Raw genomic sequence first — 14616 nt, 5'->3', positions numbered from 1 at the left:
TCAGTTTTCGCTGCCCGACGCATAGCGGCGCCAGATCAGATAACCGGTGGCCTGTTTGCCATTCGCTAGAATGGGAGCTGAACGAAGTATCAGTTGTTTGTTGTCTAACGCTTCGATATAGCGCAATTGAGCCTGGCCAACCCAGTTGGGAAATAAACTGACTTCAACGTGATGGGTGACCTCGTTACCATGCAGTTCATACGGCCCTCCGTATGAAACGTAGGAACGGGCCGCCTGGGCTTGCTCTTCCACGCTACCAGTTAAAACATCTTCTGTCGCAAACAGTGGCCGCTCTGCAGAGGCGATGACTGCCGACATATATCCTTCAGCGGAATACAATAAGTGTCCTTTGGCATGCGTTCCCCAGGGATATCGAACATCACCATCGCTATAGCGCAACTCTACGGAAACCAACTTCCATGTGCCGATCAAATCGGCCGGAGCGATAACTTGTTCCATAAGTGGCCGTCCTTTTCAGCTTTTAAGCTACTTGCTTATACTACCTGGAACTGCTATCAAACTACGTCAAATCGATATTCTTGTTTTGTGTGGTGTTATACCACCATATTTTACACACAATGCACGTATAGCTGTCAAATAACGGGTAGCTATAGCAGTACAACTTTTTGCGCGACTGCTACGTGTAGAAAGAGTAGTTTCTCTATATTTGTATAAGAAAATCCAACACAAATGTAGCATTATTGCACAGATCTTAACCGCTGCTTGCTGGCAAGACAGGTAACATTTATATCCTGAGTGCGCCAAATGATTTCGCTCAGACGTGTAGGATAAAAGCAAGGAAGTCTGTGTGATAGAAAGGTTGAATGAAAAAATGGGCGCTATACACAGAGATACAGATAAACCTTATATGGAGAGAATTGCGACCAATTTCACATTGGTGGGGGGTCGCACCGTCAATGCTGAGGTTTTAAATAAGGCTTCCTGGCTGGGTATTGCGGCTGGTCTGCGCTCTATGATGCCTATTGCGGTCCTGACAGCAACCAGCGACAAAAGTTCACCTACCCTCAAAAAGCTGACGACCTATATGGCGGTCGGCGAGGTTATTGGCGATAAATTACCAATTATTCCTGGTCGCGTCACAAAGGGTCCGTTTCTGGCCCGTATCGTGATCGGAGCGCTGTCAGGAGCTGTATTTAGCAAGCGTCTGCAGCAGCCACCACTGGCGGGAGCAATGCGCGGAGCGCTGGGTGCGGCCCTGGGAACGATAATTGGCTATACCTACCGTAGTTTTGCTTCCAGCGCGATTGGCATACCCGATATTGTCTGGGCCCTGGCTGAAGATGGCATAGCTTATACGCTGGCTGTCAATGCTGCTACGCCTGAGCCCCAGGCGTAGCAGACACTTTACACAACAGAATCTTATTCTATGCGCCGTCAGGAACCATCAAACTGCATAACTGGCTGGAAACGGCTGCCTTAATCAGCTTGCTTCTCAGTTTCTCGCAGCGTTCCTAGACGGCGCATTTCGGGCCAGCAGAGGGCTACACAAATTACGACCAGTACGGTTCCAATGCCTCCTGCAACCACCGATAAGAAGGGACCAAACAGCTGCGCGGTCAGTCCCGATTCAAAGCCTCCCAGTTCATTTGAAGCCCCCACAAATAGCGAGTTGACCGCCGAGACGCGCCCCCTCATCTCATTGGGCGTTCTGGTCAGTAGCAGCGAGCTGCGGATTACTACGCTCACATCGTCCAATGCCCCCAGGAGAAAGAGCATGGCCAGCGAGAGCCAGAATGAGTGCGAAAGGCCAAAGATGATGGTGGCAATGCCAAAGCCTGCTACCGCGATTAGCAGGGTGGGACCGGCGCGCTTGAAGGGTGGCCGATGGGTAAGGATCAGCACAACACACAAAGCACCGATTGAGGGAGCTGCGCGCAGCCAGCCGAGCCCCGTTGGTCCCACGTGCAGGATGTCGCGGGCGAAAATTGGCAGCAGCGTGGTGGCCCCACCCAGCAGGACAGCAAAGAGGTCCAGAGTAATCGCTGCCAGCAGCACCGGCGTGCGCCGCAGAAAATGTACGCCCTCAAAGATCGCTTTCCAGCTAGCCTCTTCTTTCTTCACTGCCGGTCTGGTTACCTGGTGGCGCGCCTTGATGAAGATCAAGAGGATCACAAAAGTAAAGGCTGCCAGAGCATTCAAGACATAGACCAGGGTCGCGCTGTGAAAGAGCGCAACCAGCATGCCTCCCAGGCCGGGTCCCATCACGGAGGCTAGCTGCCAGGCACTACTACTCCAGGTGGCGGAATTCTCAAAGTGCTCTTCGGGAATGGTCTGGGCAGAGAGGGCCGAGCTGGCCGGACTCAAGAATGCGGTGGCCGTGCCGATCACAAATAGACAGGCATAAATGAAAATGAGCGAGCCGTGAAAAAGAGATAAGATGGCCAGTCCCAGCGAAGATAATACCAGCACGCTCTGCGAAATGAGCATGATCCCTTTGCGGTTAAAGCGGTCGGCAATATGTCCAGCGGGCAACGATAATAAGATAACAGGAATAATTAAGACCAACCCAACACCACCCAGGACCAGAGCTGAATTGGTGCGATCATAAAGGTCCCACCCCAATGCGACCTCCAGCATCCTTTCACCCATTGAAACGATAAACGATCCTATGAGCAATAACCGGAAATCGCGTGAACGCATGGCCGCATAAGGATCATGGTCTGGAGGAAAAACAATTTCGGAAGCGGGCGGGGAAGTGTTAGAGAGCGCAAAATCAGGTTGCTGATCGTCCTTGTCGACAAGACTCACGTGTGTACCTCTTAACTAGTTCACTCAAACTGTTCTTTATACTGAAGCTTTTGAACACATATTTATAAAGACACAACATATGAAGATATAAATGGTGGGGAGATCACCTACTAGCTACTATACCATAATTGGCTGGGGTTTTGTCTTTTCCAGCCGGAAAACAAAAATATTAATCTTTTGTATCATTAAATACTAGCATAGACCAAAAGATATTATCGCAACCATTTAAAAAGCGCACATATGATCCATACGCTATTACTAAAGGCTAAGCGGATCTATTTTCAAAAAAGTTGTGTTACAATACCAAGTATGGAATCATTTGTGGCCATATATGTTGGCTATTCCTCCAACCTGGCTTTATAACGCCCGATTCCTGGCCTTTCTTTGTCAATTACATGTGCTTTAGCGTTTACAGTATTGCAGTACTAAACGGGTGGTTTCTTCGCTCATGCGGTCCATAGCCCTATCAATAACAATGGCGGTGGCCACTAGAGCTTCTACGATTCTTTTGTGTGTATTATGACTATATGCACGCAAAAGGAGGGGCAAATTGTTAGCTTATTTAGAGAGAGGGCTTTCTCTCCAGCAGAAAAACGTTTAATCGAGAGGTTTGCAGTGTATAGTATTGGTCTAACAACTCTCCTCCAACTAATGCAAGGATATCAGCAGAATGGGCGTCTGCGTGCTCAATTACCGCACGGAACTCTTGGGCTTCAGAGTAGCTATGTCTTTATTGATGTAGTCCAGGGCAGTATCATCTCGTGTCATATTGTCGATACTCAGGGCCAGGTGCTTACTTCCGGCAGGGCAGCTCTCAATACAGTGGCTTATGTGGGTCCTTTAGATTGGATGGTTATGCAAGAATATGTGCACACCAGTCCACGCCTACCCGCAATCCCCCAGCATACGACAGGACAGCTACAGGCTATTCCTCAATACGCTGGACACAGCTCCACTCCTCATCCCGACACTAACCTTGTGCCACAAAGGATTGTGCCGATCGATTCGGCAATGCTGATGAACTTTCCACGCCATTTGAAGCGTGTATTGGTACTAGTGGATGGTACGCGGACTGCGGGAAAAATTGCTTCCATCCTTTCGCCTCAGGAGGATCGTATTCATGAGGTTTTACAAAGTCTGCGCGATCTTGAGGATATGGGCATCCTGAACATTAAGCGCTCGTAGCATTCTCTGGCCCCTCTTTACCAGGCGTTGACACAGGACAAACAGTTACGAACTTCACTGCGTGTGTATGTTAAACTAAGTCGCATAAGACAGATAAGGATTTCTGTTTTTAGTAGTAAGCATGGAAAGTAGAGTCGTTTGTATATGCAACAACAGATTGACCCTATTATTTGGAACGCTTTGCAAGCAGGAGAGCAGGTGCGCTGGTGGGGCTATCCGGGGCCGAACGCTCAAATTAGCAATATACGCAAGAAACTGCTGCTCGAAGCGCTGATTGGTGGTATTTGTGGAGCTGTGCTGTTTCCGCTCGTCATCTTCTATCTTTCGCACCCGCGTCCCTCGCTTTCATCTATGCTAGTCGCTCTGGTTATCGGCATGGTGTTCTTTCCTCTTATAATACTGGGGCGATCTCTTTACGGCTATCGCAGAGTGTTGCGTAGAGAAGCTGCCCTGCGTAACGCGCTACCATACACACGTTACGCAATTACGGATCGCCGGGTGCTGATCATTACCCAGATGCCCGGACAGAGCCCCAGCATCATGGTCTATCATCCACATGAACTGGCACCTATCAAGCGTGTCGACCAGGCGGCTGGTTGGGGGGATCTAAGTTTTGGTAGTCGGCGGGGCCGTTTCGCCAATATTCCTTCTGTAGGTTACGTTGAGCAGATGCTGCGTAGTTTTCAGTAACCATCTATGGATTACGTTGAGCAGATACTGCGTGGTTTTTATAACCATTGATGTATGTGACGCATCTTTCAGCAACATCGTACTTACCGATAGGGCTTCTTACTCCTCGACCAGCATATCGAGGGCCCGTGAACGTTTGCGCATCGATCTGGCTCCTGCGGCTGCCGTGTCCTCGATCCCTGTTACCTTACACGCTATCCACTATGATGGAGATCCCACTGGAGCCGGCACGAACCGGCTCTATCAGACCTTTATCGTCCAGGATAGCATCCCATTTTCCCACTTTTGCATAATCCATCTGAATAGTTACTACATTCCATATATATAACATATTGCAATTCTTTGTTCTATTTGTTATAGTATAAATATTACAAATAACGAAAGGCTTGCGCCATGTTTTTGATGATTGAGATCGATAGCGAGAAACCCATCTATATGCAAATTCGCGACCAGATCATTGAGGGGATTGCCAGCGGACAGTTACCGGCGGGCGCAGGTCTGCCAACTATCAGGCAATTGGCCTCTGACTTTGGCATCAATCTACATACGGTCAATAAAGCTTATGATCTGCTGGAGCGCGAGGGTTTTATTCAACTCAGGCGTAAGACGGGGGCTGTCGTCCAGGTGACTTCGCCTTTATCCGCTACCTGGCAAGAGCGGCAGCGTACATTGCTGGCCGAAGCCTATGCTAAACATGTTTCTTCTGAGGAAATTTTGCGACAGTGTCAAGCCATTTTAAAAGATTTTGAAGAGTTTGCTGCACAGCATAAGCTAAACAGCAACTCACAGAATTGGAGTCAACAATGAATGCTACATATATGCTTATGAGCATCATTTCTCTCATCCTGGTGGTGTCCGCATGGTCGTGGACACAGATTATGCCTTCTACCATACCCTTTGGAGTACGTATTCCGCCGGATCGCGTGGATGCGCCTATTATTGCGCACGTCAGACGTGACTATCATACTGGCCTGATTGTGATTGCGTTACTGGTGGGAGCCGCCAGCTGGTTCTTCGCGCAGTATAACTCTTGGGTCTATGCGAGCTTCGCCGAAATTGCAGTGACGACGGTGCTGGTCTACTTCTACTACTACAGCGCGCATAAACGTATCGCGCATGTGAAAGAGCGCGAGGGCTGGTATAACGGTCTGCGCCAGGTGGTGATGACAGAGATCGGAGCCTCGCAGCCTGTGGTACGTCGTCCCTCGCTGCTCTGGTTGCTGCCCTCGCTGCTGATTCTGATCGCGATTATCTCCATCGGTATTCTACGCTATCCAGCTTTGCCTGCGATGATTCCGACCCACTTTGGCGCTGATGGACAGCCCAATCAATGGACCGATAAGGCGATGGCGCTGTGGACGTTGCCACTGCCTGTGATCCTGGTTACCGGCCTGCTCTATACACTGGCCTATTACTTGCCCCACACGCGCCAGCAGCTTGATCCGGCCAATCCTGAGGCGGATCTTGAGCGCCAGCGCCTGTTGCGCCAGGGTACCAGCAAACTCCTGCTGGTAATCGCGACCACGACGAACCTCATCTTTCTGTTTACGGCCTTGCTTGTGTTTGGCGTCCTACCGTCAAGTAGTTCCGTTACCATCGTGCCTGTAGTAACCGCGATCATGGTCCTGGTACTGGCCGGCACCATCATCTATCTGACGCGCCTGATGGCTAACCAGAATCAGTCTCAGCGCACTCAGCTTGATCCCAACAAGAAGTTTGTGGCCCGCGACGACGACCGTTATTGGATCGGTGGAATACTCTACTATAATCCCGAAGACCCGGCCCTGTGGGTCGAAAAGCGCATGGGCCTCGGCTGGACCATCAACTTTGGCAATCCCATGGGTAAGATTATTGCAGTCGCCTTTGTATTGATCATCATCATCTCATCGCTATTGCCAATCATACACGGTCACTAACAATGCGCACCACATTACTCAATCACATCAGAGGACCCCGGAACTGCAATCAGGCAGCAATGGGTCCTCAGCTCTCTTTCTCCTGATTTTCTAGCCAAATTGTACTATCCACCATATACAACTTTATCAATCATAAGATCCAATTAAATAAATGCAGATAGCCGTATCCAGGTCATTATAGCTTGGAGACCCGTCGTCAAAAGAGGAGACCCATTACCAGAAGGCGCGATTCTTAACCATTTTCACACCTCTAACAGGTGGTGACCCATCGCTAAAAATTGGAGACCTGAACTCCAAATTGGGAGACCCGTCGCGCATTCCTGATGCCATCAAAAAAGAAGACTTTTACCGCTCAATGGAGACTTTTACAATCTTATGACAACTAAAGTGGAGACTTTTACCGCTCAATGGAGACCTGAAAGCCAAAAGGGAGACTCAAGTCTCCTCCCTATCGATATCGATATCGTAATATATTAGTTATTATATTTTTATTAACTTTAACGATTACGATTAATCGATAACCACAATGACACTCACGTTTTCTTAAACCCTTAGATTATTGTGTAACACCTTTTATTCCATTTTTCAGCTATTGACTTTCCAATCACTTCGTGCTATCCTGACACCAGGCTGCAAGTGAGAATATGTTCGATGTCCGTGGGCGCTGCATCGTCCACCGCCTACATTTCCATGGTTCAAAAATCAAATTTTCGCGAATAAAATATCAACAGGGAGCAAATCGGGTGCAAGGCCCGAACCTACGGGGGAACGGTATCGCTCGTCAACGACACAAATGGGGCGCTGACCCCAGGCAAACAACCAGATAAAAACCGCGCATGCGCCCGTCCGCAAAGGGGACACAATAAGCCACACAAGTCTCCCGACCGGGAGAAATTTCTAAACCCTCTTACCTCTTTGGTTTGTTTTTCAATGACGTGTTATAATACTACAGGCACTGCTTTGGCTTCGGCATTTCTACCACCGCAGTATGTCGCCCCATCCGGTCATACTTCTGCTATCTCAAGAAATAATTATGTTACTGGTCCCTTTAGGCATGACTGTGATGCGGCCCGGTGGCTAGATCGAGAGATGTCAACAGTAGTGTGGATATGCAGGGAACGGGAAACATATGCTTGATCCTGATGCTCTCTGTGGCTCTCTACATTTCCTGGCCCACACCGTCTGGCTCATAGATGAGTATATTCCACTATGGTCGCATGGTCGCTATCGATATAATAATCAGTCATACTTCTGGTGAGTTAAATGGATATAACTTTTACTGATAATGCGTATAACACAAATCATTCGGGGTCCCCTCTCTATGACCGAGACCATTTGGTGACGACGTTCCAACAGGCCAGGGAGCGCGCGCACCAGCTAGAACGTCCGATTCTGGTCAGCATTACTCTTCCCATGATTGTCCATGATCCGCAATTGTTATTTACCATTTTCCAACATCTTGACCTGGGCAATCGTTTCTTCTGGGCGCGTTCCGCCGATAAGCGGGCCCTGGTTGGAGTTGGAGAGGCAATGACGATTGAGACGACTGGTTCCGAACGGGTAACTACGGCTGCCGCGGCCTGGCGCGAGCTACGCCAGCATGCGATTATCGAGAAAATTTCGTCGAATCTGCCTCCCTATACCTCCGGCCCGGTGCTGCTAGGTGGTTTTACGTTTGACACGCTTACACCCCATACGGCTTTGTGGGAAGGTTTTCCCGCCGGCCTGCTCATCCTCCCTTTTCTGCTCTTCCACTCTGATGAAGATAAAGCTGCTCTGACCATCAATGCGCTGATCGGTGCTGATGATGATGTTGAGCAGCGCGCTGATCAGGTGGCTAAGACGCTGCAGCGCCTGGCGCTGGTGCTACAAAACGGGATTGATCAGCTGGCCGCTGAGGATGGTGCAGCAGTAGAGAAAAAGCCTGGTGAGATGGTTGTACATGATATGTTGTCAGCCGAGCAGTGGAAGGAACAGGTGGCACAGGCGGTGAAGAAGATTCGCTCCGGTGCATTTGAGAAGGTGGTGCTGGCCCGTGGCGTACAGGTGGAGCAGGAAGATGAGTTTGATGTGGATGATACCTTGCAGCGTCTGAGCCAATCCTATCCCAGTGCCTATGTGTTTGCTATTCAGCGTGGTACACGCTATTTTATGGGCGCGACTCCTGAGCGACTGGTGTGTAGCGAGGATGGGCAGATTCAGACGATGGCGCTGGCCGGTTCAGCTCCACGCGGCGCCTCAGAAGAAGAGGATCATCGCTTCGGTGAGGAACTGCTGAAGAGCGAGAAAAATCAGGGTGAACATCATTTTGTGGTGACAACCATTCATGATGCCCTCTATTCTCTCTGTTCACGCGTCTGGGTAGCAGATGCTCCACGTTTGCTGAAGCTAAAAAATATCCAGCATCTCGAGACGCCGATCATGGGCAATCTTAAGCCCGGCCATAGCATCCTGGAGGCCATTGAGGATCTACATCCGACTCCGGCTGTCGGTGGCTATCCACGTTTGCCAGCGCTGGCTGCGATTCGTGAAGATGAACATCTGGATCGAGGCTGGTATGCTGGCCCGATTGGTTGGATTGGGACCGGCGGCAATGGGGAGTTTGCGGTGGCGCTGCGCTCAGGATTGGTCGATGGTCAACGGGCCACGCTCTTTGCAGGCTGTGGTATTGTGGCTGATTCCGATCCCGAAAGCGAATATCAGGAATCCTGCCTGAAGTTGCAGGTCATGTTACGTGGTCTCGGTGGAGACATGTGAGAAAGTTCTATGGCACAAGTACAAACTAGCAGCGATCCGCTCCAGGCAGCGAATCCTACGTACGCATATATAAACGCATTTATCGATGAGTTACAACGTTCCGGGGTACAGAATATTGTGGCCTGTCCGGGCTCGCGCTCGACGCCGCTGGCGATGGCTATCGCGGCCCATCCTTCTCTGAAGGTCTGGATGCATGTGGACGAGCGGTCAGCGGCTTTTTTCGCGCTGGGAATGGCGAAGCAGCTAGGTCGCCCGGTAGCGCTGGTCTGTACTTCGGGGACGGCGGCAGCCAACTTTTTGCCGGCTATAGCTGAAGCGAAGCTGACCCATGTGCCTCTACTGGTCCTGACCGCCGATCGTCCTCATGAGTTACGTGAAACCGGTGCCCCGCAGGCGATCGATCAGAATCGTCTCTACGGGACGCACGTCAAGTGGTTCGTTGAGGTTGCCTTACCTGAAGCGACCAATGAGGCTTTACGCTATATCCGGACGCTGGCTGACCGCGTGGCGGCCCTGGCCAGTGCCGTGCCTGCTGGCCCTGTCCATCTCAATCTGCCGTTCCGCGAACCTTTGACGCCCGCCGCTCTGCCCGATCAGCCGCTGCCACCAGTTGAGCAACGCGATCCTATTCTCTGGCAGGGTCGGCCCGACAATACCCCCTATGTGCGTGTGGATGATGCCTCTCCTGGCAGCATTTCTGCCGAAGAAATAGCACAGGTCGCCGAGCAGGCCAGCGCTACCACCCATGGATTAATTGTGGTCGGGCCCTCCTTCGATCCTGCCTTGACGGCTCCTCTACTTCAACTGGCCCGCACGCTGCGCTATCCGATTCTGGCTGATCCACTATCACAACTGCGCGGTGGTGCGCATGACCAGAGCCTGATTGTGAGTAGCTACGATGCCTTCTTGCGCCTTGAAACCTTTGCCGGACGCTTTGTACCGGAGCTGATCATCCGCTTCGGGGCGATGCCGGTCGCCAAACCATTCTTGCTCTATCTTAAGCGCTATGCCGATTGTCCCCAGATCGTCGTTGATGCACAGGGAGACTGGAATGAGCCGACGCAGCTGGCCTCACATATGATTCATGCCCATCCAGCCACCTTCTGTGAGGAACTGACGACGCGCTTAGCGCAACAGGAACAGGCCCTGCCGGCACATGACGATCGCTGGCTCCAGACCTGGCTGCGCGCCGATCGTATGACGCGCCAGACCTTACAGGCCGCCATTCAAGATTTCCAGGCTCCGTTTGAGGGCCGGGTCTTTACTGAGCTGACAGATTTGTTGCCCCCGGGCTCAACGCTCTTTGCTGGCAATAGTATGCCGATCCGCGACATGGATACGTTCTACTGGGGCGGTTCACAGACTATCTCTACGCTTGGTAATCGCGGCGCCAATGGCATTGATGGGGTCATCTCCAGCGCCCTGGGAGTCAGCGCGGCCAAACAGTCCTCTACCCCGACGGTATTGGTGATCGGCGACCTATCCTTCTTCCACGATCTCAATGGACTACTGGCAGCACGATTACACCAATTAGATCTCGTGATCATCTTAATTAATAATGATGGTGGCGGTATCTTCTCATTCTTACCACAGGCCGCCTATCCAGCACACTTTGAGCAGTTATTCGGTACCCCAACTGGACTTGAGTTTCAACCGGTAGTGCAAATGTATGGAGGTACCTATCAACGACCAGCGGATTGGAGCGACTTCCGCCAGGTCTTTCAGGACAGTATTGCCACGAGAGGTCTCCACGTGATTGAGCTGCGTACTGAGCGCGCAAGCAATGTGGCTATGCATCGGCAGTTGTGGCAGGCAGTAGAAAATACACTCCGTAACCAGGAGGACTAAACAGACAATGGGAATGCAATGCCCCGACATTCAAGAAGGGGTTATTCAGCAGATTGAGGTCAATGGGGTACACATGGGTCTACTCCAGCTGGGTCGGCATGAGGATCTGTATATTGAACAACCAACGGTGGTCTTTATCCATGGCTTTACGGGGTGCGCTACCAGCTGGGGACCTCTGCTGAAGCATTTAGCTGAGCAGGGAATGCATATCATCTCTCTGGAGATGCTGGGACATGGTCGTTCAAGTGTGCCTGAGGATCCCCAACGCTATGCTATGGAGTATTGTCAGGAGGATATTCTGGCCGCCTTGCGCGCCCTTGAGGTTCCTGCCGGGAAGGCTATTCTGGTTGGCTATTCGATGGGTGGTCGGATTGCCCTCTATACGGCTCTCTCAGGCTATTTCAGGGCGTTGCTATTGGAAAGCACTTCTCCTGGCCTGCCCTCCCATGAGGAGCGCGAGCAGCGCCGCCGTAGCGATGAGGCGCTCGCTAACTGTATCGAAGATTATGGCATTGAGGCTTTTGTAAATTATTGGGAGCGCCGCCCGATCTTTGCCAGCCAGGTAAAGCTACCAGTCAGGGTACGCGCAGCCCTGCGCCAGCAACGACTGCGTAATAGTACACGTGGGCTAGCCAATAGCCTGCGCGGCGTTGGAACCGGCTCGCAACCAGCCATCCACGATCGTCTGGGCACCATTACTGTCCCTGTCCTCCTGCTTTCCGGCGAAGAGGATCAAAAGTTCTGCGCAATAGCGCGTGACATGGTCGAACGCTTTCCACAGGCTCGGCACCACATTATCCCGGGCGCCGGCCATACCATGCATCTGGAAAAACCGGAAGTGTTCGAGCATCTTGTCCGCACATTCTGCTGCTCTGTGCCATAATAGAATAGAGAATAAAATTAAAAATAAGGAGACTATTATGTCAGTCGAATGGCAAAAAGTTCGTGATTATCAAGATATTATTTTTGAAAAAGCCAATGGCATGGGCAAAATTACTATTAATCGCCCTGAGGTGCGCAATGCCTTCCGTCCAGAAACACTGGATGAGCTTATCGATGCCTTCATTCTCTGCCGCGAAGATGCCGAGATCGGCGTGGTTATTTTCACGGGTCAGGGCGACAAGGCATTCTGTTCCGGCGGCGACCAGCGCGTACGTGGGGAGGGTGGCTATGTCGGCGGCGACGGCGTGCCGCGCCTGAATGCTCTTGAACTGCAGAAGGTTATCAAATATCTGCCGAAACCAGTTATCGCCATGGTCGCTGGCTATGCGATCGGTGGTGGACATGTCTTGCAATTGCTCTGCGACCTGACAATCGCTGCCGATAATGCTCGCTTTGGCCAGACCGGTCCCCGTGTGGGCAGTTTCGATGCTGGCTGGGGCGCTACCTATATGGCTCGCGTGGTTGGTCATAAGAAAGCCCGTGAGATCTGGTACCTCTGCCGCCAGTACAGCGCCCAGGAAGCCCTGGATATGGGACTGATCAACACCGTTGTGCCCCTGGCGCAGTTGGAAGAAGAAACCATTAAATGGGCCCAGGAGATTCTTGAGAAGAGCCCCATTGCGATACGTTTCCTGAAATCAGCATTCAACGCTGACACCGATGGCCTGGCTGGCATCCAGGAACTGGCTGGCAATGCCACCATGCTCTACTACATGACCGAAGAGGGTAAAGAGGGTAAGAACGCCTTCCTGGAGAAGCGCAAACCTGACTTCTCCAAATTCCCACGCCTACCATAAATAGCAGGCACAAAAAGCGTCAAGAGGCAAGCGAGCGCTTGCCTCTTAATCATTGGTGGATCAGTGATGGAAGTAGAGGAAGACACAATAACACAGCCCCAGAAAACCAAGGAACATGAGCAAGGCGCCAACAAACACGCCAATTAATTTACGCACATTAATCGGCTGGCTAGTCGGTCTCTGAGGGATAAACACTGTTCTGGCCGGTCTCTGAGGATTGAACGCTGATCTTTTGGGCGGCTGAAAATTTTGCATACAGTCTACCTTCTACTTTTTACGTCTTTCTTTTTATATATAAACGAACACAACCCTGGACATTATCATCACAATGTAAACATATGCACCCATAGCGTTTTCGTGGGCCAAACGGTACCCTCGTAGGCGGCATAGGATTGCGGCTTTCTAAACACGTTTTCCGTACGAAAAAACGCAATCCGGCCTCGTGCATGCCACCCTGTTGGCGTACGACACATCCCTCCTACACAACAAATACATGTAGGAAACCCGGAGGATTAAAGTTGAGCATGGTAGATCATTCCAGACCAACCACACTGGACCTCCCGATCATTCGGGAGCTCATATGGACGCCGTATCGGGTGCCGCTTCCGACCAGTTTTACCAGCGCTCATGAGCGATTGGCGACGCGCACCGGAGTCATCGTTGAGGTGCGCACGAGCGCGGGCACAAGCGGCATTGGGGAATGCGCTCCGCTACCGGAGTTCAGTGGAGGCACATTGCAAGATGTGCTGGCCTGTCTACCGGCTATGCCGCAGCGGTTACAGGGATTGTCTCTGCTTGACGCTCTGGGGAAGCTAGATCAGCTACATGACATGCTTCCTACAGCGGCCCGTTGTGGATTGGAAACGGCTGTGCTGGATGCGCTGGGCCAATACTATCGTTGCTCGCTGGCTACCCTGCTCGCTCTCCCTGATCTCACCGAGCTACCCACCACGCAGGCGTTGGAACTGGCATCATCTCAGGTGCGCCCAACTTTGCCGGTCAATACGGTTATTGGTGCGCAGAAACTCGAATCGGCGGTCGTGCAGGCCCGGCAAGCGGCTGTGCAAGGCTTTTCCTGCGTCAAGCTCAAGGTAGGACCACAGTTAAGCCAGACCGTCGAGCTCATTGCAGCCGTGCGTAGCGCGCTTGGTCCCTCCATCCATCTACGCCTGGATGCCAATGAGTCCTGGAACTTTGAGCAGGCCCGCGCTATTTTGTCGGCCTGTGAGCGCTGGTCCATCCAGTATGTAGAACAGCCGTTACCGAGGTCCGACCTGGCTGGAATGGCGGCTTTGCGCCGGGCGGTATCCGTCCCTATCGCTGCTGATGAGGCGCTCTCGGATCTGGAAAGTGCCCGACGCGTCTTAGCTGAGGAAGCTGCAGAGGTCTTTGTAATTAAGCCCCAGCTCGCCGGTGGCTTACGCCAGAGCCAGCAAATGATTCGCCAGGCCACCGCCCGGGGTATACAAAGTGTGATCACCAGTACCATTGAGGCCGGTGTCGGCGTTGCCGCAGCCTTGCAGCTAGCGGCGGCCATGCCCGAAATTACACTGGAATGCGGTCTGGCTACCCTGCCGCTACTGGCAGATGATCTTATTCAAGAAACGCTCCCAATCCAAAACGGCCACATAGCGCCTCCAGCCGCTCCCGGTTTGGGAGTACATATAGATCGCGCGGCCCTGGCAAAATATATATAATCAATAAGCAACAGT

15 protein-coding genes are annotated in these 14616 nt (G+C 51.7%); 11 read left to right on the top strand and 4 right to left on the bottom strand.

Annotated features, from left to right (window positions below):
- On the bottom strand, nucleotides 1-459 hold the full coding sequence (locus tag JMI88_RS26140) for a lipocalin-like domain-containing protein (RefSeq protein ID WP_201364906.1): 459 nt from the start codon (nucleotides 457-459) through the stop codon (nucleotides 1-3).
- A 409-nt stretch (nucleotides 460-868) separates the two neighbouring features.
- Here JMI88_RS26140 and JMI88_RS26135 point away from each other — a divergent pair, with 409 nt between their 5' ends.
- Nucleotides 869-1357, top strand: a complete 489-nt coding sequence (locus JMI88_RS26135; protein ID WP_201364905.1) for a hypothetical protein — start codon at nucleotides 869-871, stop codon at nucleotides 1355-1357.
- 80 nt (nucleotides 1358-1437) lie between these two features.
- Here the strand turns inward: JMI88_RS26135 and JMI88_RS26130 are convergent, their stop codons facing one another.
- Nucleotides 1438-2769, bottom strand: a complete 1332-nt coding sequence (locus tag JMI88_RS26130) for an MFS transporter (protein WP_236023072.1) — start codon at nucleotides 2767-2769, stop codon at nucleotides 1438-1440.
- 615 nt (nucleotides 2770-3384) lie between these two features.
- Between JMI88_RS26130 and JMI88_RS26125 the strand changes: the two genes are divergently transcribed.
- Together JMI88_RS26125 and JMI88_RS26120 are read left to right on the top strand one after the other, a co-directional pair.
- Complete coding sequence (locus JMI88_RS26125) at nucleotides 3385-3954, top strand: hypothetical protein (protein ID WP_201364904.1); 570 nt, start codon at nucleotides 3385-3387, stop codon at nucleotides 3952-3954.
- A gap of 144 nt (nucleotides 3955-4098) precedes the next feature.
- Nucleotides 4099-4644: a hypothetical protein gene (locus tag JMI88_RS26120; protein WP_201364903.1), complete on the top strand. Its 546-nt coding sequence runs from the start codon at nucleotides 4099-4101 to the stop codon at nucleotides 4642-4644.
- Between the two features lie 187 nt (nucleotides 4645-4831).
- On the opposite strand, the gene JMI88_RS26115 is transcribed toward JMI88_RS26120, so the two are convergent.
- Nucleotides 4832-4975 (bottom strand): hypothetical protein, encoded by a 144-nt coding sequence (locus JMI88_RS26115; RefSeq protein ID WP_201364902.1) that lies wholly within the window; start codon nucleotides 4973-4975, stop codon nucleotides 4832-4834.
- A gap of 62 nt (nucleotides 4976-5037) precedes the next feature.
- On the opposite strand from JMI88_RS26115, the gene JMI88_RS26110 reads away from it, so the two are divergent.
- The 7 genes from JMI88_RS26110 (at nucleotide 5038) to menB (ending at nucleotide 12904) form a co-directional block, all read left to right on the top strand.
- The gene (locus JMI88_RS26110) at nucleotides 5038-5451 is read left to right on the top strand and encodes a GntR family transcriptional regulator (protein ID WP_201364901.1); all 414 of its coding nucleotides are present in this window, start codon (nucleotides 5038-5040) and stop codon (nucleotides 5449-5451) included.
- Entirely contained in the window at nucleotides 5448-6560 is a 1113-nt protein-coding gene (locus tag JMI88_RS26105; protein ID WP_201364900.1) for a DUF1648 domain-containing protein, read from the top strand. The genes JMI88_RS26110 and JMI88_RS26105 overlap by 4 nt, the downstream gene beginning before the upstream one ends.
- Before the next feature lie 1129 nt (nucleotides 6561-7689).
- Nucleotides 7690-7818 (top strand): hypothetical protein, encoded by a 129-nt coding sequence (locus JMI88_RS40240; protein ID WP_268906025.1) that lies wholly within the window; start codon nucleotides 7690-7692, stop codon nucleotides 7816-7818.
- A gap of 80 nt (nucleotides 7819-7898) precedes the next feature.
- Nucleotides 7899-9317, top strand: coding sequence for an isochorismate synthase (locus tag JMI88_RS26100; protein WP_201364899.1), 1419 nt, complete (start codon nucleotides 7899-7901; stop codon nucleotides 9315-9317).
- A gap of 9 nt (nucleotides 9318-9326) precedes the next feature.
- A complete protein-coding gene (gene menD, locus JMI88_RS26095; RefSeq protein WP_201364898.1) occupies nucleotides 9327-11165 on the top strand; it encodes a 2-succinyl-5-enolpyruvyl-6-hydroxy-3-cyclohexene-1-carboxylic-acid synthase in 1839 nt (612 codons plus the stop codon).
- 7 nt (nucleotides 11166-11172) lie between these two features.
- Nucleotides 11173-12048, top strand: a complete 876-nt coding sequence (gene menH / locus JMI88_RS26090; protein ID WP_201364897.1) for a 2-succinyl-6-hydroxy-2,4-cyclohexadiene-1-carboxylate synthase — start codon at nucleotides 11173-11175, stop codon at nucleotides 12046-12048.
- Nucleotides 12049-12085: 37 nt separating this feature from the next.
- Nucleotides 12086-12904 carry a 1,4-dihydroxy-2-naphthoyl-CoA synthase gene (gene menB / locus JMI88_RS26085; RefSeq protein ID WP_201364896.1) on the top strand — a complete coding sequence of 273 codons (819 nt, stop codon included), beginning with the start codon at nucleotides 12086-12088 and terminating at the stop codon, nucleotides 12902-12904.
- Nucleotides 12905-12964: 60 nt separating this feature from the next.
- Here the strand turns inward: menB and JMI88_RS26080 are convergent, their stop codons facing one another.
- Entirely contained in the window at nucleotides 12965-13159 is a 195-nt protein-coding gene (locus tag JMI88_RS26080; RefSeq protein ID WP_201364895.1) for a hypothetical protein, read from the bottom strand.
- A gap of 269 nt (nucleotides 13160-13428) precedes the next feature.
- Between JMI88_RS26080 and menC the strand changes: the two genes are divergently transcribed.
- The gene (menC, locus tag JMI88_RS26075; protein ID WP_201364894.1) at nucleotides 13429-14601 is read left to right on the top strand and encodes an o-succinylbenzoate synthase; all 1173 of its coding nucleotides are present in this window, start codon (nucleotides 13429-13431) and stop codon (nucleotides 14599-14601) included.
- The last annotated feature ends 15 nt before the right edge of the window (nucleotides 14602-14616 follow it).

The sequence above is a fragment of the Dictyobacter formicarum genome, assembly GCF_016587435.1.
The sequence above is the reverse complement of the archived record's forward strand: the minus strand, read 5'-3'. Positions and strand labels throughout refer to the sequence as shown.

Bases quoted from the DNA above. Each gene is read 5' to 3' on its own strand.
- JMI88_RS26140 (WP_201364906.1), bottom strand. From the start codon at position 459: ATGGAACAAGTTATCGCTCCGGCCGATTTGATCGGCACATGGAAGTTG.
- JMI88_RS26135 (WP_201364905.1), top strand. From the start codon at position 869: ATGGAGAGAATTGCGACCAATTTCACATTGGTGGGGGGTCGCACCGTC.
- JMI88_RS26120 (WP_201364903.1), top strand. From the start codon at position 4,099: ATGCAACAACAGATTGACCCTATTATTTGGAACGCTTTGCAAGCAGGA.
- JMI88_RS26115 (WP_201364902.1), bottom strand. From the start codon at position 4,975: ATGTTATATATATGGAATGTAGTAACTATTCAGATGGATTATGCAAAA.
- JMI88_RS26110 (WP_201364901.1), top strand. From the start codon at position 5,038: ATGTTTTTGATGATTGAGATCGATAGCGAGAAACCCATCTATATGCAA.
- JMI88_RS26105 (WP_201364900.1), top strand. From the start codon at position 5,448: ATGAATGCTACATATATGCTTATGAGCATCATTTCTCTCATCCTGGTG.
- JMI88_RS40240 (WP_268906025.1), top strand. From the start codon at position 7,690: ATGCTTGATCCTGATGCTCTCTGTGGCTCTCTACATTTCCTGGCCCAC.
- menD (WP_201364898.1), top strand. From the start codon at position 9,327: ATGGCACAAGTACAAACTAGCAGCGATCCGCTCCAGGCAGCGAATCCT.
- menH (WP_201364897.1), top strand. From the start codon at position 11,173: ATGGGAATGCAATGCCCCGACATTCAAGAAGGGGTTATTCAGCAGATT.
- menB (WP_201364896.1), top strand. From the start codon at position 12,086: ATGTCAGTCGAATGGCAAAAAGTTCGTGATTATCAAGATATTATTTTT.
- JMI88_RS26080 (WP_201364895.1), bottom strand. From the start codon at position 13,159: ATGCAAAATTTTCAGCCGCCCAAAAGATCAGCGTTCAATCCTCAGAGA.
- menC (WP_201364894.1), top strand. From the start codon at position 13,429: ATGGTAGATCATTCCAGACCAACCACACTGGACCTCCCGATCATTCGG.